This window comes from Polymorphospora sp. NPDC050346 (assembly GCF_040655695.1).
Lineage (GTDB): Bacteria > Actinomycetota > Actinomycetes > Mycobacteriales > Micromonosporaceae > Polymorphospora > Polymorphospora lycopeni.
In genome coordinates this window covers 40565-67000 of sequence record NZ_JBFAKM010000043.1, presented here as the reverse complement: position 1 = coordinate 67000, position 26436 = coordinate 40565, and the positions used below count along the sequence as shown (strand labels likewise).

Annotated in this window: 22 protein-coding genes, 1 tRNA gene and 1 riboswitch; of the genes, 12 read left to right on the top strand and 11 right to left on the bottom strand. The window is 69.9% G+C overall.

What is annotated here, in order from left to right; genetic code table 11:
• Positions 1-101: 101 nt before the first annotated feature.
• The 5 genes from AB0I42_RS31665 to AB0I42_RS31645 form a co-directional block, all read right to left on the bottom strand.
• On the bottom strand, positions 102-875 hold the full coding sequence (locus tag AB0I42_RS31665) for a 3-ketoacyl-ACP reductase (RefSeq protein ID WP_357543153.1): 774 nt from the start codon (positions 873-875) through the stop codon (positions 102-104).
• Entirely contained in the window at positions 872-2272 is a 1401-nt protein-coding gene (locus AB0I42_RS31660) for a hypothetical protein (RefSeq protein WP_357543151.1), read from the bottom strand. The genes AB0I42_RS31665 and AB0I42_RS31660 overlap by 4 nt, the downstream gene beginning before the upstream one ends.
• A gap of 83 nt (positions 2273-2355) precedes the next feature.
• Positions 2356-3162 carry a WecB/TagA/CpsF family glycosyltransferase gene (locus AB0I42_RS31655; protein WP_357543159.1) on the bottom strand — a complete coding sequence of 269 codons (807 nt, stop codon included), beginning with the start codon at positions 3160-3162 and terminating at the stop codon, positions 2356-2358.
• A gap of 23 nt (positions 3163-3185) precedes the next feature.
• Positions 3186-4259 carry an NAD-dependent epimerase/dehydratase family protein gene (locus AB0I42_RS31650; protein WP_357543149.1) on the bottom strand — a complete coding sequence of 358 codons (1074 nt, stop codon included), beginning with the start codon at positions 4257-4259 and terminating at the stop codon, positions 3186-3188.
• 112 nt (positions 4260-4371) lie between these two features.
• Positions 4372-4457, bottom strand: a tRNA-Leu gene (locus tag AB0I42_RS31645).
• A 247-nt stretch (positions 4458-4704) separates the two neighbouring features.
• Between AB0I42_RS31645 and AB0I42_RS31640 the strand changes: the two genes are divergently transcribed.
• From AB0I42_RS31640 to pknB, 7 genes are all read left to right on the top strand, one after another.
• Positions 4705-5502: a DUF3662 and FHA domain-containing protein gene (locus AB0I42_RS31640; RefSeq protein WP_357543147.1), complete on the top strand. Its 798-nt coding sequence runs from the start codon at positions 4705-4707 to the stop codon at positions 5500-5502.
• A 5-nt stretch (positions 5503-5507) separates the two neighbouring features.
• Positions 5508-5996 carry an FHA domain-containing protein gene (locus AB0I42_RS31635; RefSeq protein ID WP_212824857.1) on the top strand — a complete coding sequence of 163 codons (489 nt, stop codon included), beginning with the start codon at positions 5508-5510 and terminating at the stop codon, positions 5994-5996.
• The gene (locus tag AB0I42_RS31630) at positions 5993-7459 is read left to right on the top strand and encodes a PP2C family serine/threonine-protein phosphatase (protein ID WP_357543145.1); all 1467 of its coding nucleotides are present in this window, start codon (positions 5993-5995) and stop codon (positions 7457-7459) included. The genes AB0I42_RS31635 and AB0I42_RS31630 overlap by 4 nt, the downstream gene beginning before the upstream one ends.
• 79 nt (positions 7460-7538) lie before the next feature.
• Positions 7539-8975 (top strand): FtsW/RodA/SpoVE family cell cycle protein, encoded by a 1437-nt coding sequence (locus tag AB0I42_RS31625; RefSeq protein WP_357543157.1) that lies wholly within the window; start codon positions 7539-7541, stop codon positions 8973-8975.
• Positions 8972-10474 carry a penicillin-binding transpeptidase domain-containing protein gene (locus tag AB0I42_RS31620; protein WP_357543143.1) on the top strand — a complete coding sequence of 501 codons (1503 nt, stop codon included), beginning with the start codon at positions 8972-8974 and terminating at the stop codon, positions 10472-10474. The genes AB0I42_RS31625 and AB0I42_RS31620 overlap by 4 nt, the downstream gene beginning before the upstream one ends.
• 1 nt (position 10475) lies before the next feature.
• Positions 10476-11879, top strand: coding sequence for a protein kinase (locus tag AB0I42_RS31615; RefSeq protein WP_357543141.1), 1404 nt, complete (start codon positions 10476-10478; stop codon positions 11877-11879).
• A gap of 19 nt (positions 11880-11898) precedes the next feature.
• Positions 11899-13692 (top strand): Stk1 family PASTA domain-containing Ser/Thr kinase, encoded by a 1794-nt coding sequence (gene pknB, locus AB0I42_RS31610; protein ID WP_357543138.1) that lies wholly within the window; start codon positions 11899-11901, stop codon positions 13690-13692.
• Between the two features lie 73 nt (positions 13693-13765).
• Here the strand turns inward: pknB and AB0I42_RS31605 are convergent, their stop codons facing one another.
• The 4 genes from AB0I42_RS31605 to AB0I42_RS31590 all read right to left on the bottom strand — a co-directional run bounded on the left by AB0I42_RS31605 (position 13766) and on the right by AB0I42_RS31590 (position 17539).
• Positions 13766-14416: an aminodeoxychorismate/anthranilate synthase component II gene (locus AB0I42_RS31605; RefSeq protein ID WP_357543136.1), complete on the bottom strand. Its 651-nt coding sequence runs from the start codon at positions 14414-14416 to the stop codon at positions 13766-13768.
• 5 nt (positions 14417-14421) lie between these two features.
• Positions 14422-14718: a hypothetical protein gene (locus tag AB0I42_RS31600; protein ID WP_357543134.1), complete on the bottom strand. Its 297-nt coding sequence runs from the start codon at positions 14716-14718 to the stop codon at positions 14422-14424.
• A 5-nt stretch (positions 14719-14723) separates the two neighbouring features.
• The gene (locus AB0I42_RS31595) at positions 14724-16541 is read right to left on the bottom strand and encodes a class E sortase (protein WP_357543132.1); all 1818 of its coding nucleotides are present in this window, start codon (positions 16539-16541) and stop codon (positions 14724-14726) included.
• Between the two features lie 188 nt (positions 16542-16729).
• Complete coding sequence (locus AB0I42_RS31590) at positions 16730-17539, bottom strand: DUF881 domain-containing protein (protein WP_357543130.1); 810 nt, start codon at positions 17537-17539, stop codon at positions 16730-16732.
• A gap of 241 nt (positions 17540-17780) precedes the next feature.
• Here AB0I42_RS31590 and AB0I42_RS31585 point away from each other — a divergent pair, with 241 nt between their 5' ends.
• The 3 genes from AB0I42_RS31585 to AB0I42_RS31575 all read left to right on the top strand — a co-directional run bounded on the left by AB0I42_RS31585 (position 17781) and on the right by AB0I42_RS31575 (position 21604).
• On the top strand, positions 17781-18044 hold the full coding sequence (locus AB0I42_RS31585; RefSeq protein ID WP_212824848.1) for a cell division protein CrgA: 264 nt from the start codon (positions 17781-17783) through the stop codon (positions 18042-18044).
• A gap of 235 nt (positions 18045-18279) precedes the next feature.
• Positions 18280-20442 carry a (Fe-S)-binding protein gene (locus tag AB0I42_RS31580; protein ID WP_357543128.1) on the top strand — a complete coding sequence of 721 codons (2163 nt, stop codon included), beginning with the start codon at positions 18280-18282 and terminating at the stop codon, positions 20440-20442.
• Positions 20443-20623: 181 nt separating this feature from the next.
• Positions 20624-21604 carry an NlpC/P60 family protein gene (locus tag AB0I42_RS31575; protein WP_357543126.1) on the top strand — a complete coding sequence of 327 codons (981 nt, stop codon included), beginning with the start codon at positions 20624-20626 and terminating at the stop codon, positions 21602-21604.
• 127 nt (positions 21605-21731) lie between these two features.
• Here AB0I42_RS31575 and AB0I42_RS31570 read toward each other — a convergent pair whose 3' ends face one another.
• A complete protein-coding gene (locus AB0I42_RS31570; protein WP_357543124.1) occupies positions 21732-23720 on the bottom strand; it encodes a peptidoglycan recognition family protein in 1989 nt (662 codons plus the stop codon).
• A 229-nt stretch (positions 23721-23949) separates the two neighbouring features.
• A riboswitch (cyclic di-AMP (ydaO/yuaA leader) is annotated at positions 23950-24089 on the top strand.
• A gap of 94 nt (positions 24090-24183) precedes the next feature.
• Between AB0I42_RS31570 and AB0I42_RS31565 the strand changes: the two genes are divergently transcribed.
• Entirely contained in the window at positions 24184-25146 is a 963-nt protein-coding gene (locus tag AB0I42_RS31565; RefSeq protein ID WP_357543122.1) for an NlpC/P60 family protein, read from the top strand.
• A gap of 60 nt (positions 25147-25206) precedes the next feature.
• Here the strand turns inward: AB0I42_RS31565 and dcd are convergent, their stop codons facing one another.
• Complete coding sequence (gene dcd / locus AB0I42_RS31560; RefSeq protein ID WP_357543120.1) at positions 25207-25785, bottom strand: dCTP deaminase; 579 nt, start codon at positions 25783-25785, stop codon at positions 25207-25209.
• A gap of 123 nt (positions 25786-25908) precedes the next feature.
• Here dcd and AB0I42_RS31555 point away from each other — a divergent pair, with 123 nt between their 5' ends.
• A complete protein-coding gene (locus AB0I42_RS31555) occupies positions 25909-26418 on the top strand; it encodes a pyridoxamine 5'-phosphate oxidase family protein (RefSeq protein ID WP_357543117.1) in 510 nt (169 codons plus the stop codon).
• The last annotated feature ends 18 nt before the right edge of the window (positions 26419-26436 follow it).

Genomic DNA, 26436 nt, shown 5'->3' with positions numbered 1-26436 from the left:
CCGGCGGGCACCGGCGGCATCCCCGACCGCGTCGCGCAGCAGGGCGGCGGCGTGCCAGGCGCGTACCCGCAGCTCCGCCGCCGGGGCCCCTGTCGTTGCGATCAGAGCGTACGCAGGTGGAAGCCGCCGTCCACGTCGATGACCTGGCCGGTGCTGAACGGCAGCAGGTCGGTCGCGACGGCCACGACGGCGCGTCCCACGTCCTCCGGCTGTCCCCACCGGCGGATCGGCGTGATGCCCTGGTTGAAGATCAGGTCGTCGTACTTCGCCTTGACCCCGCCGGTCATGTCGGTCTCGATGATGCCCGGCCGGATCTCGTAGACGTTGATGCCGTGCTCGGCCAGCCGGGCGGCGAAGAGCTGGGCGACCATCCCCAGGCCGGCCTTCGAGACGCAGTAGTCGCCCCGGTTCACGCTCGCCGTGTAGGTGCTGATCGACGACACGATCACGATCTTCGGGGCGGTGACCACGCCGGCCTCGATCTGGTCGATCATCTTCCGGGCCGCGGCCTGGGCCAGGAAGTACGGGCCCTTGAGGTTGATCCGGATCAGCCGGTCGAACGACTCCTCGCTGGCCTCCAGCATGTCGGCGCGTACGTCCGGGGCCACCCCGGCGTTGCTGACCAGCAGGTCGAGCCGGCCGAACGCGGCGATCGCCTCGTCGACCAGCTTCTGCCGGTCGGCCGTCACCGAGACGTCGGCCTGCACCAGGTGGGCACGCTGGCCGAGCGCCTCGACCTCGGCACCGACCTCCTTGGCCGCGTCGGCGTTGCTGGCGTAGTTGACCACCACGTCGTAGCCGGCGCCGGCCAGCGACCGGACGATGCCGCGCCCGATGCCGCGCGAGCCGCCGGTGACGATCGCCGCCCGGCTCACCGGGCACCCCCGGCCGCGCCGGCCGGCCCGAAGAACGTGTAGTACGGCTCGTCGCGGGCCACCCGCTGGAGGTAGAGGGCCAGCTCGCGGGCGTGGTAGTCGCCCCACATGCTCGACTCGCCGTTCGGCACCCGCTGACCCGCCGGCACGTGGTCCCAGCCGTTCGGCCGGTGGTAGACCGAGTGCAGGATCAGGCCCTGGTGGTCGGGGTCGGTGCTCAGGTAGGGCTCGCCGAAGAGGGTGTCGGCCACGGTCAGGCCGGCCTGCCAGTAGCGCTGCCCCTCGGCCGCGCGGCCGGCACCGGTCAGATAGCGGCCGAGCCGCAGCAGGCCCTGCGCGCCGATCGCGGCGGCCGACGAGTCGACCGGCTCGTGCGCGTTGTACGGGTCGGCCGGGGCGGCGAGGTAGTCGCCGAGGTGGACCAGGCCGGGCGCGCCGGTGTCCCAGTACGGGATGCCGTCGACCGGGGTGTTCTCCAGGTAGAAGTCGCAGGTGGCCAGCGCCGCCTTGAGGAAGATCTGCTCGACCTGTTCGCGCCCGCCGTACGGCTCGAGTTCGGCGTCGTCGATCAGGGCCAGGAACTCCAGTTGCTCGGGGAACCCGACCATCGCCCAGGCCAGCCCGCGGGTCCAGGTGCTGAACGGCGAGTAGCCCTGCTGGGAGCTGGGGCAGCGGAAGCTGCCGTCGTTGACGTTGAAGACCGACTCGTGGGCGGTACGCCCCCGTACGTCGTAGCTGTCCCGGCCCTCGCCGTAGAAGACGTTCCACCGGGCGGTGTTCACGGCGTGCTCGATCAGCCGGCCGAGCAGCGAGATCCGCTCGTCGCGTTCGCCCATCAGGGCGTGGCCGAGCAGGTGCGACACGGACAGTGCGCGGCAGGAGCGGATCGTGTCGACGAAGAGCGACTGCGGCCCGTTGAACGAGTAGATGTAGCCGGTGCCGTCGATCGTGTCGCGCCAGCGGGCGGCCTGCACGGCGCCGGTCAGCTTGAGGGCGAGTTCGTAGAAGTCGCGTTCCCGGGGGTCGTGCGGGATCCGGCCCTCGGCCATCAGCCGCCACAGGTTGCCGTACGTGCTGACGTTGTTGAAGCCGTGGTCGTGCACGCCGATGTGGCTGATGTGGCTGGCCATGAGAGCCACGGTCGACTCCCGGGCGGAGTCGAGGAAGCGCTGGTCACCGGTGGCGTCGAACTGGAGCACCGCGGAGCCGTACTGGAAACCCTGGGTCCATTCGGTCCAGCCGCGCGCGGTGTAGCGTCCCGCGACGGTGAAGACCGGCGAGGGCGAGCCCGGAGGGGACGTCTTCTCGATTGAGTCGATCTTGTGGGCGGACGCCTCCCACAATTTCTCGATCTTGGGTAGCAGGGCAGCGGGAGTGAGCGCCTCGTCGATCCTCATGCGGACAGCATAGGAAAGCGCATTCCTACACGCCAGCCCATCACCCGGCCGGTTTGATCCACCGGCCGGGCGATGGTCGGGAGTCAGACCGCGAAGCTGGTCGGGCGCTCAGTCGCCGGCGGCGGCGGGGTGGCCTTCCAGAGCCCGGTCTTCTGCGCGGCCAGCCGGCTCAGGTAGGCCGGGTTGAGGATGACGTAGCGACGCCACAGCCGCTTCGGCTCCAGGCCGAGCCGCCACAGCCACTCCAGGCCCACCCGCTGCATCCACGGCGGCGGATTGCGCAGCAGCCCGGCGTGGTAGTCGAACGCCGCCCCGACCGCCATCAGCGGCATGTCGAGCAGCGGCCGCATCGCGTAGGCGAAGACCTCCTGCCGGGGACACCCCAGGCCGACCAGGACCAGCCGAGCACCCGACGACCGGATCCGGTCGGCGATCCGCGCGTCCTCGCCCGGCTCCACCGCCCGGAACTTCGACGCCTCGACACCGGCCAGCTTCAGCGCCGGGAACATCCGCTCCAGCGCCGGCACCAGCCGGGCCAGCGTCTCGTCGGTCGAGCCGTAGAGATAGACCGGCAGCCCGTCGGCCGCGCACCGCTCCAGCACCTTCAGGGTCAGGTTCGGCCCGTAGACCCGGTCGGTCAGCCCGGCCTTGTGCAGCAGGTTGAGCGCCCAGCGCACCGGCTGGCCGTCCGGGGTCACCAGGTCGAAGGAGTTCAGTCGGGCGTTGTGCGCCTTGTCGAGCACCCCGGTCATGACCCCGTGCACGGCCAGCGCGGTCAGCGCCAGCGGCCGGCGCTCGTGGGCGGCGGCGATCACCTGCTCGGTGGCCGCCGCGTAGTCGGTGGCGTCGACCAGGACGCCCAGCACGTTCTTCTTGCCCTTGGCAATCATGAGGCCCTGCCCGCTCCGCTCGCTCATGCCTTCGGCACCCACTTGTCGACGTTCGCCTCGTAGATCTCCTGGAGGATCATCGGGACGTCGTAGACCTGCTTCCAGTCCGGGTAGTCGGCCTGGAACGCCTCGTTGGAGCCGATCCACCACTGGTGGTCGCCGATCCGGTTGGCCTCGTGGTATTCGGTGACCATCCCGATTCCGGTGATCCGTTCGGCGGTGGCGAACGCCTCCAGATGCGAGGTGTTGGAGTGCCGGCCACCGCCCAGGTTGTAGACCGCCGCCGACCGCGGCGCCCGGAAGAACGCCTCGAACGCGGCGACCACGTCGTGGCTGTGGATCGCGTCGCGGACCATCTTGCCCTTGTAGCCGAAGATCTTGTAGGTGCGGCGCTCCATGTTGCAGCGCATGACATACCCGAGGAAACCGTGCAGTTCGGTCGCCGAGTGCGCCGGGCCGGTGAGCGTGCCGCCTCGGAAACAGGCGGTCTTCATGTCGAAGTAGCGACCGTACTCCTGCACCATCACGTCGGCGGCGACCTTGGAGGCCCCGAAGACCGAGTGCAGGCACGCGTCGATCGACATGTCCTCCTTGATCCCCGCCTCGTACGGGTGACCCGGCTCGATCTCCCAGCGGGTCTCCAACTCGACCAGTGGCAGCGAGTTGGGCCGGTCGCCGTACACCTTGTTGGTGGAGCAGTGGATGAACGGCGCCTCGGCGCAGTGCTCACGCACGTTCTGCAGGACGTTGAGGGTCCCGCCGGCGTTGACGTCGAAGTCGGTGAACGGGTCGCGCACCGCCCAGTCGTGCGACGGCTGGGCCGCCGTGTGGATCACGACCGCGATGTCGCGGCCGTAGCGCCGGAAGATCTCCGCGAGCGCGTCCCGGTCGCGGATGTCGGCGGCATGGTGCGTGTACGCCGTACCTAGTTCGCTGGTCAGCCGCGACACGTTCCAGGCGGTGGACGCCTCGGCGCCGAAGAACTCCCGGCGCATGTCGTTGTCGATGCCGACCACGTCGAGGCCCAGCCCGGCGAAGTGCCGCACCGCCTCCGAGCCGATCAGACCGCCGGATCCGGTCACCAGCGCGACAGTCACACGTCACTCCAGAATTCGGGGGTGGGATGGTTGAAGGTCACCGGAGCATAACGCCGCCCGGATCGACCCCGGTACGAAGGAAGGGCTCCGCATGGTGCGGAGCCCTTCGTCATGGTGGGGAAGGGGGGAGTTGAACCCCCACGCCCTTTCGGGCACACGGACCTGAACCGTGCGCGTCTGCCATTCCGCCACTTCCCCATCGGGACACGACATAGTTATGTCCCGAACCCGCCCTTCGGCGGCTGCCGAGACATATTACGCTGTCCCATGGTGCGTCGCGAGAGAGTTCCCCTAGCCGGGTGGATCCTCACAACTGAGGGTTCCCGGCTGGTTCCCGCTCGCGGCGCCTGGGAACAATAGCACGGCAAATCCGGCCCCCAAGGACAGGCCGGCTGCGAGCGGTCGATCGGCATGCGGACTCCATGTGCCTCGGCCGGATACCATCATGTCCTCGGAACCCGAGGAGGAGCCGGTGAGCGTGCTGCAACGCTTCGAGAAGCGTCTTGAAGGCCTGGTTGAGGGGGCCTTCGCGAAGGTGTTCAAGGGGGTCGTCCACCCCGTGGAGATCCTCAACGCCATGCAGCGGGAGGCTGAGGCGCACAAGGCGATCCTGGCCGGTGGGCGCGCCCTCGTGCCCAACCGCTACGTGATCGATCTCTCGCCCTACGACCACAGCCGCCTCGCGCCCTACGCTGCCGCGCTTGCCCAGGAGCTGGCGCAGTCGCAGGCCGAGTTCATCGGCGAGCAGGCCTGGACGGTCTACGGCGACGTGATCGTCGAGATCGAGCGCGGTGACGGGCTCGACACCGGCATGTTCCGGGTGACCGCAGAGGTCTACACCGGTGGCGAGGTGGCTCCGGTGCCGCCGCAGTCCTACGACGCGCCACCGCAGCAGCAGGGCTACCCGCCGTACGACCAGGGGGGTGGCTACGGCCAGCCGCCGGCGCACGGGGCCGGTGGGCGCAACATCCGACTGGTGTCCGGTGACGGCCGCACCTATCCGCTGCAGATGGGCTCGACCGTGATCGGCCGGGGCGACCAGGCCAGCCTGCGGCTGCCCGACGTCGGCATCTCCCGCCGCCACGCCCGGCTCGACTTCGACGGCGGCCAGGTGGTCCTGACCGATCTCGGATCGACCAACGGGACGATGGTCAACGGTCAGCGGGTTTCCGCCGTGGCCCTCAACCCGGGTGACATGATCCAGCTCGGAACGACCACCCTCACGTTCCGAGTGGACGGCTAAGGACCTTGCCCCCTTTCGTCATCACCACCGCCCGGTTCGGGTTCATCATCCTTCTGTGGATCTTCGTGTTCACGGTCGTCGGGGTGATCCGCCGGGACCTCTTCGCCGGATCACGGTCCAGCCGTCTGGTCGCCGCGCCACGGGGGGTCGGCGCGTCGACCAGCCAGGCGGCCGCGAGGCCGGCGAAGGTGAAACGGGGGCGCGCCGCCCACCAGTTGGTGGTAACCGCCGGCCAACTTGCCGGCACCCGAATAACCCTGGGTGAATCCCAGATCACCATCGGCCGCGCCGAGGATTCGACCCTGGTGATCACCGACGACTATGCCTCCGCACGTCACGCCCGCCTCGTGCCACGCGCCGGACAGTGGTTCGTCGAAGACCTCGGCTCGACTAACGGGACCTACCTCGATCGCGATAAGGTCACCGGACCAACCCCCGTCCCCCTCGGCGTGCCGATTCGGATCGGCCGCACTTCCCTCGAGTTACGGCCATGACTCTGACCCTGCGTTATGCGGCACACAGCGACCGCGGTCTGATCCGAGACGGAAACCAGGATTCCGTCTACGCCGGCCCGCGGCTTCTCGCCGTCGCCGACGGCATGGGCGGCATGGCCGCCGGTGACGTCGCCAGCAACATCGTCATCGGTGCGATGGCCCCGCTCGACGAGGACGTCCCCGGTGACGCCCTCGTCGACGCGCTTCGGTCGGCCGTCGACACCGCCAACCAGCAACTTCGGGAAACAGTCGATGCCAACCCTCAGATGGAGGGCATGGGCACCACGCTGACAGCGACCCTCTTCTCGGGCAGCAAGATCGGCATGGTCCACATCGGCGACTCCCGCGCCTATCTCCTCCGCGACGGCGAGTTCGCCCAGATCACCAAGGACGACACCTACGTCCAGATGCTGGTCGACGAGGGACGTATCACCCTCGAAGAGGCGAGTAGCCACCCCCAGCGCTCACTGCTGACCCGGGCGCTCGACGGGCGCGACATCGACCCCGAATACTCCGTACGCCAGGTCCTTCCCGGCGACCGCTATCTGCTCTGCAGCGACGGCCTGTCCGGTGTGGTGAGCGCCGAAACCATCGCCGAGACGATGCGGGACTACGTCGACCCGGGCCAGTGCGTGGAGCGGCTGGTCCAACTCGCGCTGCGTGGTGGTGGTCCGGACAACATCACCGTCATCATCGCCGACGCCACCGACCAGGACATCCTCGAGGCCGCACCGATCGTCGGCGGTGCCGCCGCCCGCGACCGTGGCATGGCGACCCCGGTCGACGTCTCCACACCGGCCGGCCGGGCCTCCGCCGCGCTCGCCGCCCCCCGCCCGTCGAGCCCGGATTCCGGGTCGGAGCAGGGGGGGCAGGAGGACGATCCCGAACGCCCCCGCCGGCACCCGGTCCGCACCGCGCTGCTGCTGGTCGTGCTGCTCGGCATCCTCGGCGGTGGTCTCTGGTTCGGCTGGAGCTACACCCAGCGGCAGTACTACGTCGGCGCGACCGAAGAGGGACAACTCGCGATCTTCCGGGGCGTGCCCGGGCAGATCGCCGGCCTCAACCTCTCCAGCGTGCACCAGACCAGCACCACCGGTCTCGACGAACTGACGGCCGCCGCGCAGGAGCAGGTCAAGCAGGGCATCCAGGCGTCGAACGAGTCGGACGCCCAACGGCGGCTCGCCGACCTGACCGACGACGTCCCGAGCAATCCCAACCTGAAGCCGCTGTGCGCGCCCAGCCCCAGCCCGACTCCCACTCCCACCCCGTCCCCGACCCCGGAGGCGACCGAGCCGACGAGTTCGGCGACCCGCTCCCCGTCGCCCAGCGGCTCGCCGTCCCCGAGCGGCTCGCCCAGCGCCGACGCCAGCCCAACGCCCACCGCACCCACTTCGACGCCGGACACCCCACCCTCCGAAACGGTCCTGCCTGTCGACCCGGCAAGCTGCCGGCCGATCGACTGAGCGTCGACTTCCACGAGTTGAGGGATCACGCGTGACCGCCTCCGCCGGACCGGCAGCCACACCCGCAGCGACGGGTGAGATGCCGCGTTTCGCGGCGACCAACACCAAGCGCAACTCCGAGTTGGCGCTGCTGCTGGTCGCCATGGTGCTGGTGGCTGCCTACTCGGCCACCGTCGAGGCCAACATGCTCGACACCGTGACCCTGGACTTCTGGGTTCCGGCCGCCGTCCTGTCGGCCGTCTACCTGGCCCTGCACGTGGTCGTCCGGTTTCTGGCCCCGTACGCCGATCCGGTCCTGTTGCCGGCGGTCGCCCTGCTCAACGGCTTGGGGGTCGGGTTCCTGCGCCGGCTGGACCTGGCCGAGGTCGCCCCGGCCGAGCGCATCGATTTCCCGATCTTCGCCGGCACCGGCGGCCGGCAGCTGGCCTGGACCCTCGCCTCGCTGATCCTCGCCGCCGGGCTGCTGATCGTGATCCGGGACCACCGGGCGGTGTCCCGCTACGCCTACACCCTCGGCCTGGCCGGGCTCGTGCTGATGATGATCCCCGCGGTGCTGCCGGCCCGATTCTCCGAGGTCAACAACGCCAAGCTGTGGATCAAGGTCGGCGGTTTCTCGATCCAGCCCGGCGAGTTCGCCAAACTGGCCCTGCTGGTGTTCTTCGCCTACTACCTGGTCCGTAAGCGGGAAGTGCTCTCGCTGGCGAGCCGCCGCTTCCTCGGCATCGACTTCCCGCGCGGCCGCGACCTCGGGCCGGTCGTGGTCGTCTGGCTCTTCAGCCTGATGGTTCTCGTCTTCCAGAAGGACCTGGGCACCTCGCTGCTCTACTTCGGCATGTTCGTGGTGACCCTCTACATCGCCACCGAACGCGCGAGCTGGATGATCATCGGCTTGCTGCTGTTCTTCGGCGGTGCCTTCCTCGCCTACTTCCTGGGCAGCGCGATCGGCGGCCCGTTCGCCAACTTCTACCAGCGCGCCGAGATCTGGCTCGACCCGTTCGGCGACCCGTACAACAGCGGTTTCCAACTGGTCCAAGGGTTACTCGGCCTCGGCACCGGTGGGCTCTTCGGCACCGGTCCCGGTGGTGGGCAGCCGACCCAGGTGCCCGAGGTGCACAACGACTTCATCTTCGCCGGGATGGGCGAGGAGATCGGCCTCTTCGGCCTTTCCGCGCTGCTGGTGATCTACCTGCTCATCGTCGAGCGCGGCCTGCGGGCCGGCCTGGCGGTCCGCGACTCGTTCGGCAAGCTGATGGCCGGCGGGCTCGCGTTCACCATCGCCCTCCAGGTCTTCGTGATCGTCGGCGGCATCAGCGGCCTGATCCCGCTCACCGGTCTGACCACGCCGTTCATGTCCGCCGGTGGTTCCTCGCTGATGGCCAACTGGCTGCTGGTGGCGATGCTGTTGCGGATATCCCATGCCGCCCGTAGCCCGGTGACCGGTGCCGCACCGGCCCGGACACCCGGCACCCCACCGGCGCAGTTGCACGGCGCCCCGACGGAGGTGATCCGGCCGTGAACGCCCCACTGCGCCGCGTCGGCGTGGTCGTCATGATTCTTTTCGGCCTGCTCTTCGCGAACCTCAACTGGGTGCAGGCCTACAAGGCCGACGAATACCGGACGAGCGACTACAACGGCCGGGTCCAGGTCGCCGAATACGAGCGCAAGCGCGGCAACATCGAGGCCGGCGGCAGCGCGCTCGCCGGCACCGAGGACACCGGTGGGCAGCTCAGGTTCCTGCGCACCTACCCCGAGGGTGAGGTCTACGCCCACGTCCTCGGCTACAAGCCGGTCAACGGCGCGGCCGTCGGCATCGAGCGGATCGAGAACGACTTCCTCGCCGGCACCAGCGACCAGCTCTTCGCCGACCGGCTGAAGGACATGTTCACCGGCGACCAGACGGCGGGCGGCAACGTGCTGCTCAGCCTGTCCCAGCGGGCCCAGGAGACGGCCTTCAAGGAGCTGTCCAACAACCGGGTCGGCGCCACCAGGGGCGCGGCGGTGGCCATCGATCCGCGTACCGGTGCCGTCCAGGCTCTCGTCTCGATGCCGAGCTTCGACCCGAACCCGCTGGCCAGCCACGATTCGTCGACAGCCGAGGCCGCCTACAACAAGTACGAGGCCGACCGGAACGGCCCGCTGAAGAACCGGGCGCTGGCCGAGGTGCTGCCACCCGGCTCGACGTTCAAGGTGATCGGCGCCGCGGTCGCCCTGGAGAACGGAATCACCCGGGACACCCGGATCCCCGCCGGCCCGGTCTACCGGCCGCCGACGTCCGGCACCGACATCCGTAACGCCGCCCCGTCGATCTGCCCCGAGGACGAGGTGACGCTGATCGAGGCGCTCACCGAGTCGTGCAACACGGGCTTCGCCAAGCTCGGCGTCCAGTTCGGCGCCGCCAAGCTGAAGGAGAAGGCGGCCCAGTTCGGCTTCGAGGACGAGGAACTCAACGTCGGCCGGCTGGGCGAGGGCGGGCTGCCGGTCGCGGCCAGCCGCACCGGCGACATCCAGAACCCGGACGGCACCGACGACCAGGCGGCCCTGGCCCAGTCCTCGATCGGGCAGAACAACGTACGGATGACGCCGCTCGAAGGCGCCCTGATCGCGGCCGCGGTCGCCAACAACGGCTCCCAGATGCGGCCCTACCTGGTGCAGCAGCTGCTCGGACCGGACCGCACCACCAACTACTACACCGCCGCCCCGCGGGAGCTGCGCCGGCCGGTCAGCACCCAGGTCGCCGGCGACCTGCAGGCCATGATGGTCAGCGTCGTGGAGAACGGCAGCGGGCGCAACGCGCGGATCAACGGCTACACGGTGGGCGGCAAGACGGGCACCGCCCAGGCCGGCGAGAACGACGACGACCACGGCTGGTTCATCGGTTACGTGATGAAGGACGGGCAGCCGCTCTCGGCGGTCGCGGTCGTCCTCGAAAACGCCGGCAGCGGCGGCAGCGGCGAGGCCGCCCGGATCACCGCACAGATCATGCGCGCCGTCATCGCGGACGCGGGAGGCAGGTGACATGCTCAGCCCTGGCGTACTGCTAGGCAACCGCTACCGTCTCGACGAGCGCATCGCCGGCGGTGGGATGGGTGACGTCTGGCGCGGCACCGACGAGGTGCTCGGTCGCACCGTCGCGGTCAAGATCCTGCTGCCGTCGCTGGTGGAGGAGCCGGGCTTCGCCGAACGGTTCCGTGGCGAGGCGCGGACCATGGCGACCATCAACCACCCGGGCGTCGTCGACGTCTACGACTACGGCAGCGACCAGCAGATCGCCTTCCTGGTCATGGAGTACGTCGAAGGCGACGCGCTGTCGCGGACCCTCGGCCGGGTCGGCCGGCTGACCCCGGCACGGACCATGGCCCTGGTCGCCCAGGCGGCCGACGCGCTACAGGCCGCCCACGACAAGGGCATCGTGCACCGGGACGTCAAGCCCGGCAACCTGCTCGTACGCCCCAACGGCACCCTGGTCCTCACCGACTTCGGTATCGCCCGCTCGGCGATGGTCGCCCAGCTCACCGCAGCCGGATCGGTGCTCGGCACCGCGTCGTACATTTCGCCGGAGCAGGCGGCCGGCAGCACCGCGACTCCCGCGTCCGACGTCTACGCGCTCGGTGTGGTCGCCTACCAGTGCCTGTCCGGGCACCGGCCGTTCGAGGGCGACAACCCGCTGGCGATCGCGATGATGCACGTGCGGGACACCCCACGGCCGCTGCCCGGCGACATCCCGCCCCCGGTCCGGTCGATCGTGGAACGGGCGATGGCCAAGGACCCCGGAGGTCGCTGGCCGTCCGCCTCGGCGCTTGCCGTGGCGGCCCGTCAGGTGGCGGCGGAACTGTCCGGTCCCGGTCGTCCGAGCGGCCCCCCGACCGCGCCCAACCGGCCCGTCGGACCGCCGCCTGGAAGCCCCGCCGTCGCGATGAACAAGCCGGCCTCGGCACCACCGACCGCCCCGACCTCCGGGCCGGGCGGCACCCGGATGATGCCGGCATATCCGCCGGCCAACGCCGGCCCGCCCCTACCGGCACAGGGCGCGCCGGCGACCGGAGCCACGCCGCACGCCGCTCCCGCCAGCCCGGCCGCCGGCGGCTACACGCGGGGTGCGGCCTCGATCCCCACCGCCCGGCCGCAGCAGCCCGACCACACGTACGGCTATCAGCAGCCCCCGGCTCCGGCCCACCCGCAACGGGGCGCCAGTCGACCGGTCCTGTTCCTGATGGCGGTGCTGCTCGGCCTCCTGGTCCTGGTCTGTTCCTTCGGCGCCGCCTACTGGAGCCGGAAGAACGACCTCTTCGGCAGTGCCGAACTGCGGTCACCGAACGTCACGACAAGTATTCAGATGGCTGTCGAGCGCGACGACTCGCCGAACGCGCCGTACCGTCGAGTGGAGAGCGCCCGACTGCTGGGCGGGGCGACGACCACATGAACGAAGGACTTGAGACGAGATGACTGCGCAGGCCCGACTGCTGGGTGGCAGGTACCAGGTCGGCGAGCTGCTCGGTTACGGCGGCATGGCGGAGGTGCACCACGGCCGTGACCTCCGGTTGGGCCGCGACGTCGCGATCAAGATGTTGCGGACCGACCTGGCCCGCGACGCCACCTTCCAGATGCGGTTCCGCCGGGAGGCGCAGAACGCCGCCTCGCTCAACCACCCCGCCATCGTCGCCGTCTACGACACCGGCGAGGAGATCGCCGCGACCGGCGAGACGATCCCGTTCATCGTCATGGAGTTCGTCAACGGCCGTACGTTGAAGGAGGTCCTCGCGGCCGAGGGGCGGCTGATGCCCCGCCGCGCGCTCGAACTCACCGCCGACATGTGCGCCGCGCTGGAGTTCAGCCACCGGCACGGGATCATCCACCGGGACATCAAGCCCGGCAACGTCATGCTCACCCAGAACGGCGCGGTCAAGGTCATGGACTTCGGCATCGCGCGGGCGCTGGCCAGCGGTGCGACGACGATGACCCAGACCAGCGCCGTGATCGGCACCGCCCAGTACCTGTCACCCGAGCAGGCCCGCGGCGAGGCCGTCGACGCCCGCTCCGACGTCTACGCCGCCGGGTGCGTGCTCTTCGAACTGATGTGCAGCCACCCGCCGTTCGTCGGCGACAGCCCGGTGAGCGTCGCCTACCAGCACGTCCGGGAAGACCCCCGGGCACCGAGCGAGATCAACCCCGAGGTCACCCCGGCGATCGACGCGATCGTGCTCAAGGCGCTGTCGAAGAACCCGCTCAACCGCTACCAGAGCGCCGGCGAGATGCGCGCCGACCTGCTGCGGGCGGCCAACGGCCGACCCGTCATGGCCACCCCGGTGATGCGGGAAGACGAGACGATGGCGATGGCGCCGTCGGCGACGACCCGCCAGGCCGGCGGCGGACCGGCGCCGGCCCGGGTCGGCGATCCCCGCCGCCGTAAGGCGTCCGCCTGGGTACTGGCCGCGCTCAGCGCCCTGGGCGTGCTCGCGGTGATCGCGTTGATCGCCGGGCTCATCGCGGCCGGGAACGACGAACCCGATCTGGTGACCGTGCCGGGGGTGGTCGACAAGCCGGTCGCCGCCGCCAAGGCGGAACTCGAGGGGGCCAACCTTAAGGTCGTCAGCAATGTGATCAAACAGGACGACTGCGTGCTCAACAACGTCCTGACCCAGGCCCCGGCCGCCGGCGAGCGGATCGAACCCGGGCAGGAGGTCACCCTCCAGGTCTGCGGTGGCGCCGAACTCGTCACGATTCCCGACCTGGCGGGCTACAACAAGACCGGTGCGCAGAAGGCACTGGAGGACGCCAAACTGGTGCCGGAGTGGAAGCCCGTCGACAGCAGCCAGTCCAAGGACCAGGTGGTCAAGGTCCCGGACGCGGGCAAGGACGTGGAGCCGGGCACCAAGGTCGTCGTCGAGCTCTCCAACGGCCTGCTCCGAAGCGTGCCGAACGTGGTGGGGATGGGCCAGTCGGAGGCAACCACCACCCTGCGGAACGCCGACTTCGAGGTCACCGTCCGGGAGGGACAGGAGAGCGACGACCCCGGTCGGGTCACCGCTCAGAACCCGGGTGCGAACCAGGAGGCGAAGCGCGGTACGACGATCACCATCACGGTGACCCAGCCGCGCGCGGAACCCACCGAGTCGCCCACCCCGACGCCGACCACCCCGACGCCGACGCCCAGTGGCGGTGACGGAGGTGGAGACGGCGGCGGTGCGGGAGTGATTCCGTCGCTGCCGCCCTTCAACGGGCGCGGCAACAACTGACCGTTCCCTGACCCAGCGCTCCGACCCCAGCGGTCGGAGCGCCTGTTCGTCGGGGCGGCGGCCGCGGTGCTGGTCAGGCGCCGGCGAAGGCCGCCAGGCGACGGGTGTCGACCTCGGCGGCCAGGGCGGGAGCCCGGTCGAGGGCCTCGGGCCGACCGCAGGCGGCCAGCCAGTTGGCGAGCATGATGTGGCCGCCCTCGGTCAGCACCGACTCGGGATGGAACTGCACGCCCTCGATCGGCAGCGTGCGGTGCCGCATCGCCATCACGACCCCGGACCCGGTCCAGCCGGTCACCTCGATCTCGTCCGGCAGCGTCTCCCGCACCACCGCGAGCGAGTGGTAGCGGGTGGCGGTGAACGGGTCGGGCAGGCCGGCAAGCACGCCGCTGCCCTCGTGGTGCACCTGCGAGGTCTTGCCGTGCAGGAGTTCGGGTGCCCGCGTCACGGTCGCCCCGAACGCCGCCCCGATGGCCTGGTGGCCGAGACAGACGCCGAAGATCGGCAGCTTTCCGGCGTATTCCCGGATCACGTCGAGGCAGATGCCGGCGCGCTCGGGTGCGCCCGGACCGGGGGAGAGCAGGATGCCGGCGGCTTCGAGCTGCCCGATTTCGGTCACGTCGATCTCGTCGTTTCGTCGTACGTCGCACTCGACCCCGAGTTGCCCCAGGTATTGCACGATGTTGAAGACGAACGAGTCGTAGTTGTCGATCACGAGAACGCGCACGGACGTCACCTGCTCGCCGAGGGGGTGGGTGCGGGGTTGTTCTGCTCGGTGTCGTACGGGATGTCGTGGCCGTCGCCGCTGCCGGGCTCACCGGTGTCCGGGCCGGGGCCGCCGTCGGGCGTCCCGCCGCCCGGTTCGCCACCATCCTGGGTGACCTGCACGTCGTCGAAGGGAAGCAACGGCTCGGCCCAGGGGAAGACGAAGAACCACAGGAGGGCCAGCACGCTCATGGTGATCAGCAGCGACCCGATGAGCTTGCCGGGCAGCCCGAACGGCAGCTTCCGCCAGATCCAGGCGTACACGTCGATCAGCCTCCCAGTTCGCCCGGCCGGCCGTCGGACTTGGGCTGGCTGCGGGTCAGTTCGGCATGCACGATCAGGCGTTCGTAGTTGTCGAACTTCGGGTTGCAGGTGGTCAGGGTCAGCATCGCCTTGGTCGGCTTGGCGCCGAACTGACCCGGTACCGGCTCGACCACCTCGACCTGCGACGGCTTGACGATGTGTACGCGGGTGACCTGGTAGACGTACCAGTCGTTCTTCGCCTCCAGGACGATCGGATCGCCGTTCCGGAGTTCGTCGAGGCGCCAGAACGTGGCCCGGTTGCGGTGCCCGGCGACCGAGAAGTTTCCGATCTGACCGGGCATGGCGCTCTTGGGATAGTGGCCCGGTGCGTACCGGATGTCCTTCTGGCTGACGCCCTCGACCACGATCCAGTTCTGCCCGAACTTCGGGATGTAGAGGCCGGCGATCGGCTTGCCGGTGACCGCCGGGGTCGGGGAGCCGCTGGCCGCCGGCGTGGGGCCGACCGTCGGGTCGGTGGGTTGGTCCCACTGCTGGGCCAGTTGCTCGCTCAGGTCGTTCTGGTGGGCGTCGACCACCACGCCCTTGCCCCAGATCTCGTAGCCGGCGAAGAGCAGCACCACGAGACCGAAGGTGATCAGAACCTCGCCGGCGACGCGCACGCTGCCGCGCAGCCGGGAACCGAACGACGGGCGGGTCAGTTCCGAGTAGACGCTCTTGTATCCCTCGTCGGTGCGGTGCGGGCGAAGCTGGACGACCTTCTCGCCCCGGCGGGGCTTGTCGGCCGGGCCGTCGCCGGATTCGCCGCCGGCCGTGGCACCGGCGGCAGCGGCCTTCGCGGCCCGGGCCTGGGCGGCCGCCACCGGGTCGACCCGGGCCGTGCCGCGGTCACCGTCGTCTCCGGTGCGGGCACTGTCCGCAGCGGTGGCTCCGGACGCGGAACGGGGGCCGGTGTCGCCGGTCCGCGCGCCGGCCGCCGCGGCCCGCGACGGGGGAGCGGTCTGGTCGCCCGGCAACGTTGCGCCGGCCGATGCCGTCGACCGGTCATCCCGGCCCCTGACCGGCGGGATGATCGCCGTCGACGACAGGTCGAGCGGGATGACCGCGGTCGACGCGGTGTCGAGTGGGATGACCGCCGTCGAAGCGTCCGCCGGGCCGGGCGGTGGCGCGACCTGCGGCGGCCGGGGCGGAGAGGGCTGGTGTCCGGGTGCCGCCGGTGGCTGGCCGGGGTGACCGTCGCCCGGCTGGTCGTGCCGTACCGGGTTGTCGGGCCACAACGGACCGCCGCGCGGGGTGGGCGCCGGCCGGGGCCGTGGCCGGGGTTCCGGCATCCGGCCGTCGTCGAGCGGCCCGGCGGCGAGCGGGGGACGCATCTGTGGACCATCGGCCTGCGGGCGGCCGGGGTCGGGGCTGGGAGGCGGCCCGGGCTGCGGTCCGAACCCGCCGTCGGTGGGCGGGCCGGGGGGCGGCCCTCCCTCCGGTCGGCCGGCGAAGCGGTGGGCGGTGGACGGTCCGGCGACCCCGGCCGGCGGCTGATCGCCGGGGACCGGTGGCCGAGGGACCGCCCGGTGCGGCTCGTACGGGTCGGGGCGGGCGGCGCCGACCGGGTGCTGGCCCGCCGTCGGTGGGTGGTCGTAGCCGCGCTGGTCGGACGGGTGGTCCACCTGGCCGGGCGTGGCCTGGACGGCCGCGTGCGGCGGGTAGCCGGTGCCGGCCGTGGGCGAGGGGTAACCGGGGCCAGACTGGGACGAGGGGTAGCCGGTGCCGGCCGTGGGCGAGGGGTAGTCGGGGCCAGGCTGGGACGAGGGGTAGCCGGTGCCGGCCATGGGCGGCGGGTAGGCGGGGCCGGCCGGGGGCGGCGGGTAGGCGGGGCCGGTCGGAGGGGGAGCGGGGTTCGGTGGCTGTTCTGGGGTCGCGTCGTCGGTGACCCTGGGAATCAACGCTGTGGCGTCGTCTGTGCCGGTCGCGCGATGGCGACCGTTACGCCTCTCGGGCCCATCGCCGCTCATGGGATTCACTCTGGCACCCTCGCCGAGCGCAGGGCACTCGAACCGTCGTAGGCTGGCACACCCAGATTGGTCTCGACCGACTCCCGGTAACCGAGCTGGTAGTGGTCAACGGCGTCCTTGAACAACTGGACCCCCTCGGACTCGGTCAGCGCCCGCTGAAGGTGGGCGGGATCCCCGATTGCAGCGATCTTGAACGGTGGCGAGTAGACCTGCCCGTGGAGCAACAGCGTGTTGCCTACGCAGCGTACAGCGCTTGTTGACAGTACGCGCACATCCATGATCGACATCGCTTCGGCTCCACCGGCCCAGAGGGCGTTGACAACGGCCTGGACATCGCCCTGGTGCACCACGAGGTCGTCGTTGGTCGCGGCATCCGGCCGGTTGCCCTCGCCGACCTGTGGTGCGTCGTTGAGTTCAACGACCAGACCGGGTCCGCGCATCGCGGTGAATCCGGCTGCCTGCCGGCTCGACTCGGCGCGGTTGCGCTGCTCGGCGATCGGCGTGTCCGAGCCGGCGAACTCCTCGGCCTGGGCCGTGACCTGTGCCCGCAGCCGCGCGGCCCGCTCCTCGTTGTCGGTGACCTGCTGGCGGCGCTCTTCGATCAGCTGGGTGAGCTGTGGCCGGCGGTCCTCGCGGAGGGCGGTGCCGTCGGCGGTGGTCGCGGTCGTGGTGAAGAGCAGGCCGGCGGCGAGGGCGATCAGCGGCACTCCGACACTCCAGCCGGTGCGACGTGACCTGGCGGGCCGCCACCTGAGTCCGGCGGCGACGCGGCGGAACACCTGGCGCCAAGAGGCGGCGCCCGAGGTGTATTCCACGTTGCCTCCCTCCGCCGCTCCGGACGGCATCGATCGTCGTCCGGACCGTCGTCCGGCCCGGCTGGTTCGCGGCCCGGCCGCATCGGGCCGGCACGCTGTACGTACCTGTCTTCAACCCATACGTGGCCTGAGCGCGTTGTCTTGACTACGCTAGCTCTCGAACATTATTGGCCATGGACCGTCGCCCCTGCGTCCGGTTGTCAGGCCGGACGAGGATCAACCCCTCACTCAGGAGAGCGTCGTGCCAAAGTCTCAGGTTCGCAAGAAGAAGGTGTACACCCCGCCGACCGACGTGCGCCCGACTTCGACAGCCGCGACCCGCAAGCCTAGCCCGATCTGGCTTCCGATCGCCGCGGTTTCATTGATTGTCTTCGGCATCGGTTGGCTGGTTGTCTACTACCTGTCCGAGACGGCCTACCCGGTCGCCACCTGGGGTTACTGGAACCTGGCGGTCGGCTTCGGGGCCATGGTCAGCTCGCTGATCCTGCTGTCCCGCTGGCGCTGACCGGCAACCCTGTTATCCACAGGTTTTCCACAGGCGTGTGACAAAGTTGGCGGCCGTCCCCAGGGGCGGCCGCCGATCATGTTGCCGTAACGAGCCTTAAGGTGGCCGCAGGATGATGCGGCCCGCCTGTTGGGACTCTCACGTTACTGACGGGTAACCTGGCGCGTAGGCTGCATCGCATGGCCGGTCGTCCCCCCGGTCATCAGCCGTACCCAGGCAGACCGGGAGGCCAGGCATGGGCACAGTCCAGATCGTCACTACGGTCCTCGCCGCCGCGATCACCGCGGTGGCGGTATGGCTGGCGGTCCGTGCGGTCCGCCGGATGGTCGCGGTCGTCAGGCTCGGCCAGCCGGCTCCGGAGCGGCTGACCGACCGGGGCACCCGCCTCAAGACGATGCTGGTCGAGATCGCCGGCCACACCCGGATGCTCCGCTGGGGCGTCGTCGGGGCCGCGCACTGGTTCGTGATGATCGCCTTCATCGCCCTGTCGACCCTGGTGCTCGAGGCGTACTTCGAGGTGGTCAACCCGAGGGTCGGCCTGCCCCTGCTCAGCGGCTGGCTGCCGTATGGGCTGCTCACCGAGCTGATCGGCGTACTCGGGTTCGTCGGTATCGCGGTCCTGATGGTGATCCGGCTGATCAACCGTCCGACCCGGGCCCGCGGGCTGTCCCGCTTCACCGGCTCCACCATGTGGCAGGCCTACTTCGTCGAATGGGTCATCTTCACGATCCTGATCTGCGGCTTTTTCATCCGTGGGTTCAAGGTCGCCACCGACCACTTCGACTACCCGGTGTGGGCCACCCCGGTGTCGCACGCCCTCGGGTCGGTGCTGCCGGCGTCCGAGGCCGCCCTCAGCATCGTCGCCCTGATCAAGATCGCCATCTCGATGACCTGGCTGATCGTGATCTCGCTGAACGTCACCATGGGCGTCGCCTGGCACCGGTTCTCGGCCTTCTTCAACATCTTCTTCAAGCGCGACCCCGGCAGCGCCGGCTCCGGCCTCGGCGCGCTGCGCCCGATGATGTCCGAGGGCAAGCCGCTCGACTTCGAGGAGGCCGACCCGGAGAAGGACCAGTTCGGCGTCGCCCAGGTCGAGCAGTTCACCTGGAAGGGCCTGCTCGACTTCACCACCTGCACCGAATGCGGCCGCTGCCAGTCGCAGTGCCCGGCCTGGAACACCGGCAAGCCGCTCTCGCCCAAGCTGCTGGTGCTCAGCCTGCGCGACCACGCCTACGCCAAGGCGCCCTACCTGCTCGCCGGCGGCGGCAAGGACCTCACCGGCGAGGAGAAGGCAACCGCGGCCCAGCTCGCGCACGTGGACGTACTGGCGCTGGCCGAGGCGGAGCGCCCGCTGATCGGCGGGGCCGAGGACGGCGGCGTCATCGACCCCGACGTGCTGTGGTCCTGCACCACCTGTGGCGCCTGTGTCGAGCAGTGCCCGGTCGACATCGAGCACGTCGACCACATCGTCGACATGCGCCGCTACCAGGTGCTGATCGAGTCGTCCTTCCCGTCCGAAGCCGGCGTGATGCTGCGCAACCTGGAGAACAAGGGCAACCCGTGGGGCGCCCCGCAGAACACCCGTGAGGACTGGACCAAGGGCCTCGACTTCGAGGTGCCCCGCGTCGGCGAGGTCGAGGACTTCGAATACCTCTTCTGGGTCGGCTGCGCCGGGGCGTTCGAGGACCGGGCGAAGCGGACCACCCGCGCGGTCGCCACCCTGCTGCACGAGGCCGGCGTCAACTTCGCCATCCTCGGCGAGGGCGAGACGTGCTCCGGCGACCCGGCCCGCCGGATCGGCAACGAGTTCGTCTTCCAGATGCTGGCCCAGCAGAACGTCGAGACCCTCAACGAGGCCGGCGTCAAGAAGATCGTGGCGACCTGCCCGCACTGCTTCAACACCCTCGGCAACGAGTACGGCGAACTCGGCGGCAAGTTCGAGGTCGTACACCACACGCAGTTGCTCGCCCACCTCGTCGCCAGCGGCAAGCTGACTCCGGTCACCCCGGTCGACGGCGGCGTCACCTACCACGACCCGTGCTACCTCGGCCGGCACAACCGGGTCTTCGCCGCACCGCGGGAGGTGCTCGGGTCGGCGGTCGACGGCGGGCTCACCGAGATGCCGCGCAACTCCGAGCGGTCGTTCTGCTGCGGTGCCGGCGGCGCTCGCATGTGGATGGAAGAGCGGATCGGCAAGCGGATCAACGTCGACCGGGTCGAGGAGGCGCTGTCCACCGGGGCCAAGACCGTGGCGGTCGGCTGCCCGTTCTGCTACACGATGCTCGGCGACGGGGTGACCGGCAAAGGCGAGGAGGACAACGTCGAGGTCGTCGACGTCGCCACCGTCCTGCTGCGCTCGGTCAAGCCCGACACCACGCCGGCCAAGACCGGCAACTGACGTACCCGTAACGGATCTCAGCCGGGGTTCAGGGAGCGCCCAGGGAGACATCAGGGCTAAGCGCCGTCTTGATTCACTTTGGAGACACCTCTAAGGTGAGGCACCGACCGTGTGTGGATGTCGGCCTCCGTTCTTCCCCCGAGAGGCGCCCGCGGTCGCAACTAAGGAGTCGGGGTCTCCGGTGGCCAGCCGTTACCGATTGCCGCGTCTCGGCGCGCGAGTCCTCCTTGCCCTCAGCGCGGCGCTGGCCGTGACCCTGCTGCCCGGGATACCGGCGCAGGCACAGCCGACCGCCGCCCAACTCGAGGCGCAGATCAACGACAAGTGGCACGAACTAGAACCGATCATCGAGCAGTACAACAAGGTCCGTGTCGAGTTGAAGGCCAACGAGAAGAAGGCGGCCGAACTCGACAAGAAGATCCAGCCGCTGATGTTGCAGACCGAGATGGCGACCGAGCGGATCGGCCTGCTCGCCACCCAGCAGTACAAGGGCGGCCCGTCGTTGAGCCTCAACGCGCTGCTCACCGTCGGCACGCCGGACAGCCTCGCCGACCAGATGACGATGCTCCGGATGCTGGCCCGCCACGAGCAGCGGCAGGTTGCCGGCGTCGTCACCGTGAAGGAGCAGTACGAGACGGAGAAGATGACCCTCGAGACGGTCATCACCGAGCAGCGCAAGCAGGATGCCGATCTCGCGGCGAAGAAGAAGAAGATCGACGCCGAGATCAAGAACCTGGAGCGGATGCAGGCCGCCATGAACGTGCCCATCGGTCCGCCGGTCCGGATCGGCACCTGCCCGACCAACCACCCGAACCGTGCGGTGGCCACCGCCTGCGCCCAGATCGGCAAGCCGTACGTGTGGGGCGCGGCCGGTCCGAACTCCTTCGACTGCTCCGGCCTGACCCAGTACGCGTGGGCCCGGGCCGGCGTGTCCCTGCCGCACTACACCGGCGCGCAGTGGAACCGCGGAACCGCGGTGAGCCGGGCCGATGCCAAAGCCGGAGACCTGGTCTTCTTCGGTAGCGACCTGAGCCACGTGGGCATCTATCTCGGCAACGGGGTCACGGTGCACGCCCCCCGGGCCGGTCTACCGGTGCAGATGGCGAGCATCGACCAGATGGGCAAGCCGGTCGTCGGCTTCCGGCGCGTCGGAACCGGTTAGGCATCTGTTCCCACGAAACGGCCCCCGCTTGAAGCGGGGGCCGTTTCCTTTGGAACGGGTCAGCGCGGAGCGCCGACTGGTGACCAGGTAGGTCAGCGCGGAGCGCCGACTGGTGACCAGGTAGGTGTCAGCGCGGAGCGCCGACTGGTGACATCAGGATCTGTACGTCCTCCCGGTCCACGTACATGAACCGGTGTCCGAACTGGATCTGCACGTACGTCTTCTCGCCGCGGATCACCGTCCAGTCGCCGGGCGAGTTGCCCTCGTACGTGCTGGCCCGGTAGTACTCGCTGCCCAGCACGTCACCGACGGCGTACCGTTCGCCGGCCTTCATCGTGTACTGCAACGGGGAGATCGTCTGGTAGGGCACGCCCGCCGGGTACGCCGCCGCCTCGGGGTAGGCGCGGCCGTACAGCGGGATGGTGTCCTTGCCGGGCTTGGGTGTGGCGACCAGGCCGATCGACCACTTGCCGTTCGGGGCCGACGGCGGATTGTGGAACCACGCCTTCTGCCCGAGATACCAGATCGCCGTCCAGTCGCCGCGCCGCTCGGCGATCGCGTACGTCTGCCCCGCCGACGCCCGCGCTCCGTGGTCGGAGATGTGCATCGTGTTCGGCGTACCGTCGGGGCGCTTCGCCAGGTCGTTGACGAGCGGGGCGTCCGGGCTCGGCGCGCTGCGCAGGATCACCGACGACGAGCCGCGCGACGGGCACGGTACGCCCGCGACCTCGCAGCCGGTGAACGCCGGCCGGTTCGTCGCGAAGTCGGGGTCGATCGTGACCAGGCCGGTACGGTGCGTGCCGGTGCTCCAGAACGGCGCCTTCAGCAGGTCGAAGTAGTGCGACCAGTTCCAGTACGGGCCCGGGTCCCAGTGCATGCTGCCCATGTTGCTGGCGAGCGTGCCGGGCACGTTGTCGTGCCCGATGATGTGCTGCCGGTCGAGCGGGATGCCGAGCCGCAGCGCCAGGTGCCGCACCAGCTTGGCGGAGGTGCGGTACATCGCCTCGGTGTACCAGGTGCCCTGGGCCGCGAAGCCTTCGTGCTCCAGGCCGATCGCCTTGGCGTTGACGAACCAGTTGCCGGCGTGCCAGCCGACATCCTTGGCCTTCAGGTGCTGGGCGATGTGCCCGTCGACCGAGCGCAGCGTGTAGTGCCAGCTCACCCAGTTCTTGTCCTGGGCCAGCCGGGTCGTGCCGGCGAAGTAGCCCTCGGCGTCGTGGATGACGATGTACTCGATCTTCTGCTGGGCCGGCCGGTTGCCCTTGTCGTGGTTGCCGTAGCTGGTCGGAACCGTGCCGTCGCCGCGCAGTTCGTACGGTGCCGGCAGCCACTCGCAGGAGATGTCGTCCGGGCACTCCAGCCCGTCGGGGCGGGCCAGCTTGCGCAGGCCGAGCCGGTCCAGCCAGGACGTCGCCGGGGTGAGGCCGGCGTGCCGGGCCAGGCTGACCTGGTGGCCGTCGTCGGTCCGTCGGGTCGCGCCGGTACGGATCGTCGAGTAGACCTCGTCGGCGAAGGCGGCCGCCGCGTCACGGGTGTCGGCGCCGGAGTAGCGGGCGACCGCGCCGTACCAGTCGGCCGGGTCGCTGCCGGCACCCTGCGGGGCACCCAGTTCCCGCTGGTACACGGCGAGCAGCGCGGCGCCGCCGCGGATGTTGACCACCGGGTCGGTACGCAGCGCCTCGGCTCCGGCCCCGGTCAGTCCGGCGGCGGTGCCGAGGGTACGCAGCGCCGCCTCGTCCGGCGGGTTGGGCGCGGGGTGTTCGAGTTCGATCGCCTCGCGGGAGGTGTCGCCGCGCGGGTCCTCGTGGGTGCCGTGGTGGCCGGGCACCGGCAGGCTCGCCACGTGCGCGGCGTCGGTGAGGTGCATCGGGCCGTACCCGCCGCTCGTGCTCGGCGTGCCGGCGTTGGTGTCCCAGCGCGACTGCAGGTACGACACGCCGAGCAGGATGCTCTCCGGTACGCCGTACTCGGCGGACGCGGCGGCGTACTGCTGCTGTCTGGTATCGGTCGGGGCTGGCACGGCGGGTGCCGGGCTGACCGGCACGAGCGTCGCGGCGCCGACGACCGCGACGCTGAGCAGGATCCGCCTGCCCGTCGGCTTGGTGAGACGCTGCATCGAACCTCCAGTCGGATTGATCTATGTCGTCACCTTCGTCCGTGTGGCCGCTCCCGTCAATGGATTCCGGACGATGTCTGCGTACTGTAGGAAACTTTCATGCCTGACTGACTGCGACAGACTTGACACGCAACGGATTTCACAGGTCCGGTGGTTGCGCATTGATAACGGCGCTGCCTAATGTGATGAACCGTCGAGCGGGATCCGGCCATCCACCAGGGATGGCGTCGACTCGACACCGCCGAGTCACAACAAGGTCGTGAGCCGGGGACCCAGAAGTAACCGGGGTGAATCCGCAGACTTGCGGTAGGGCGCAACTCTCCCGCCCGAACCCGTCAGCTAACCCGGTAGGCGGTCCGAAGGAGAAGGAGCACCGACCCCGGTGGCTGATCATGCACCGTGGCGCCGACCCTTCCGGCCGGCGACCGCCGGCCGACCGCCGGCCCTGCCACGTCTCCGCCGGTTGACGAGGACAACCGTCTTCGTCGCCGTCGCCAGTGTCGCCATCGTCCTCTTCGGAGCGGTGCCCGCCCAGGCCGAGCCGACCGTCGCCGAGATCGAAGCCCAGATCGACAAGTCGTGGAGCCAGCTCGAGCCGGTGATCGAGCAACACAACGCCACCCGCGAGCAGTTGGCGACGAAGAAGAAGCAGGCCGACGGCCTCGCCGCGAAGATCGCCCCGCTTCAGCTCCAGGTCGACCTGGCCATGGAACGCGTCGGTCAGTTCGCGACCCGCGCCTACAAGGGCGGCAACACGTCGGCGTTGAACTCGATTCTCACCAACGGCTCGCCACAGACCCTCGCCGACCAGCTGGAACTGCTCGACCAGTTCGCCCGCCGGCAGGCCCGCGACATCCAGAGCGTGGTCGACCTCAAGGCGCAGTACACGGCGCAGAAGGGCCCGCTCGACACCCTCGTCGCCCAGCTCACCACCACCGAGGCCGAGCTGGCAGCCAAGACCAAGCAGATCAACGCGGACATCAAGAAGCTCCAGGATCTGCGGCTCAAGGCGTACGGCACCTCCGGCGGCCTCGGCTCGCTGCGTCCGGCGCCCTGTCCGGCGACGTACCCGGGTGGGCCGGCCAGCACGGTCGCCAAGTTCGCCTGCTCCCAGATCGGCAAGCCCTACGTCTGGGGCGCCTCCGGGCCGAACGGCTACGACTGCTCCGGCCTGATGCTCGCCGCCTGGGGCAAGGTCGGCGTACGACTGCCGCACAACGCCGCCGCCCAGCGCCGGATGATGCCCTCGATCAGCCGCTCCGAGCTGCGCCCCGGTGACTTCGTCTTCTACAACTCCGACCTCAGCCACGTCGGCATGTACGTCGGCAACGGCTGGCTGGTGCATGCCTCCCAGGCCGGCGTACCGGTCCTGATGAAGCGCTACGACAACGGCACGATTCACAGCTTCGGCCGCCCCAGGATGTGACGGCGACGCCAAAAGGGGCGCCTCCCTCGACGGGAGGCGCCCCTTTACTGCCTTCGTGCCTCAGCGGACCGGCCAGGTCCGCCAGTTCTGCCACGAGCGGCTCGGCGTCGGCCCACGCTGCCCCTGGTAGCGCGAACCGTAGACCGCCGACCCGTACGGGTGCTCGGCCGGCGACGACAGCCGGAAGATGCAGAGCTGACCGATCTTCATCCCCGGCCAGAGCGTGATCGGCAGGTTGGCCACGTTGGACAGCTCCAGCGTCACGTGCCCGGAGAAGCCCGGATCGATGAAGCCGGCCGTCGAATGCGTCAGCAGGCCGAGCCGGCCGAGACTCGACTTGCCCTCCAGTCGTCCGGCGAGCTGGTCGCCGAGGGAGATCACCTCGAGCGTCGACGCGAGCACGAACTCGCCCGGATGCAGCACGAACGGCTCCCCGTCCGGCACCTCGACCGCCGAGGTCAGGTCGTCCTGCTGCACGGACGGGTCGATGTGCGTGTAGAGATGGTTGTTGAACACCCGGAAGAGCCGGTCGAGCCGTACGTCGATACTCGACGGCTGGACCAGGGCCGGATCGAACGGCTCCAGCGCCAGGGTGCCCGCCTTGATCTCACTGACGAGGTCGCGGTCGGAGAGCAGCATCGTCACACCATAGCGAGCGGGGCTGGGCAGGTCGGCGGCCCGCCCCGCCGGTTCGGGCAGATTGTGCTGGTCAGATCCGCGGTTCGTTACCCGTGTCGTACAGATGTTCGATAGAATTCCGGTATGGCTACCTGGACCGAGTTCGCCGCCGACGAGCCCCGACTCGCCGAAGCGATCCGTTCGCTGATGCACCAGTACGGCCCCGGGCTGGGCTACCTGGCCACCGTCCGGGCCGACGGCGGGCCGCGCGTACACCCCGTCGCCCCGGTGATCACCGACGAGGGCCTCTTCTGCTTCGTCGTCGACTCACCCAAACGCCGCGACCTGGAGCGCGACGGCCGGTACGCCCTGCACTCGTTCCCCCCGGAGGACAGCGACGACGAAGCCTACGTCGCCGGCCGCGCCCGTCCCGTGACCGACGAGGCACGGGTCGCCCGGCTGGCCGACACCCTGCGCGCCACCGACGACGTCGACTGGCGCCTCTTCGAGTTCAGCATCGAGGTCGCGATGGTCGCCCGACACGGCCAGTCCGGCGCCACCCCGCTGACGGCAGACCCGGCCGGCCGTCCCGAAGTCCGACTCTGGCTGGACCCCGCGACGTCGCCCGCCGTGGCGACCCAGCTAGCCGCCTGAGCCCACCCCATCCCCCCG

Excerpts from the sequence above, each read along its gene's own strand:
- AB0I42_RS31660 (WP_357543151.1), bottom strand. The coding sequence starts at position 2,272 with ATGAGGATCGACGAGGCGCTCACTCCCGCTGCCCTGCTACCCAAGATC.
- AB0I42_RS31655 (WP_357543159.1), bottom strand. The coding sequence starts at position 3,162 with ATGATTGCCAAGGGCAAGAAGAACGTGCTGGGCGTCCTGGTCGACGCC.
- AB0I42_RS31640 (WP_357543147.1), top strand. The coding sequence starts at position 4,705 with ATGTCCTCGGAACCCGAGGAGGAGCCGGTGAGCGTGCTGCAACGCTTC.
- AB0I42_RS31630 (WP_357543145.1), top strand. The coding sequence starts at position 5,993 with ATGACTCTGACCCTGCGTTATGCGGCACACAGCGACCGCGGTCTGATC.
- AB0I42_RS31625 (WP_357543157.1), top strand. The coding sequence starts at position 7,539 with ATGCCGCGTTTCGCGGCGACCAACACCAAGCGCAACTCCGAGTTGGCG.
- AB0I42_RS31615 (WP_357543141.1), top strand. The coding sequence starts at position 10,476 with ATGCTCAGCCCTGGCGTACTGCTAGGCAACCGCTACCGTCTCGACGAG.
- pknB (WP_357543138.1), top strand. The coding sequence starts at position 11,899 with ATGACTGCGCAGGCCCGACTGCTGGGTGGCAGGTACCAGGTCGGCGAG.
- AB0I42_RS31595 (WP_357543132.1), bottom strand. The coding sequence starts at position 16,541 with ATGGCCGGCACCGGCTACCCCTCGTCCCAGCCTGGCCCCGACTACCCC.
- AB0I42_RS31580 (WP_357543128.1), top strand. The coding sequence starts at position 18,280 with ATGGGCACAGTCCAGATCGTCACTACGGTCCTCGCCGCCGCGATCACC.
- AB0I42_RS31570 (WP_357543124.1), bottom strand. The coding sequence starts at position 23,720 with ATGCAGCGTCTCACCAAGCCGACGGGCAGGCGGATCCTGCTCAGCGTC.
- dcd (WP_357543120.1), bottom strand. The coding sequence starts at position 25,785 with ATGCTGCTCTCCGACCGCGACCTCGTCAGTGAGATCAAGGCGGGCACC.
- AB0I42_RS31555 (WP_357543117.1), top strand. The coding sequence starts at position 25,909 with ATGGCTACCTGGACCGAGTTCGCCGCCGACGAGCCCCGACTCGCCGAA.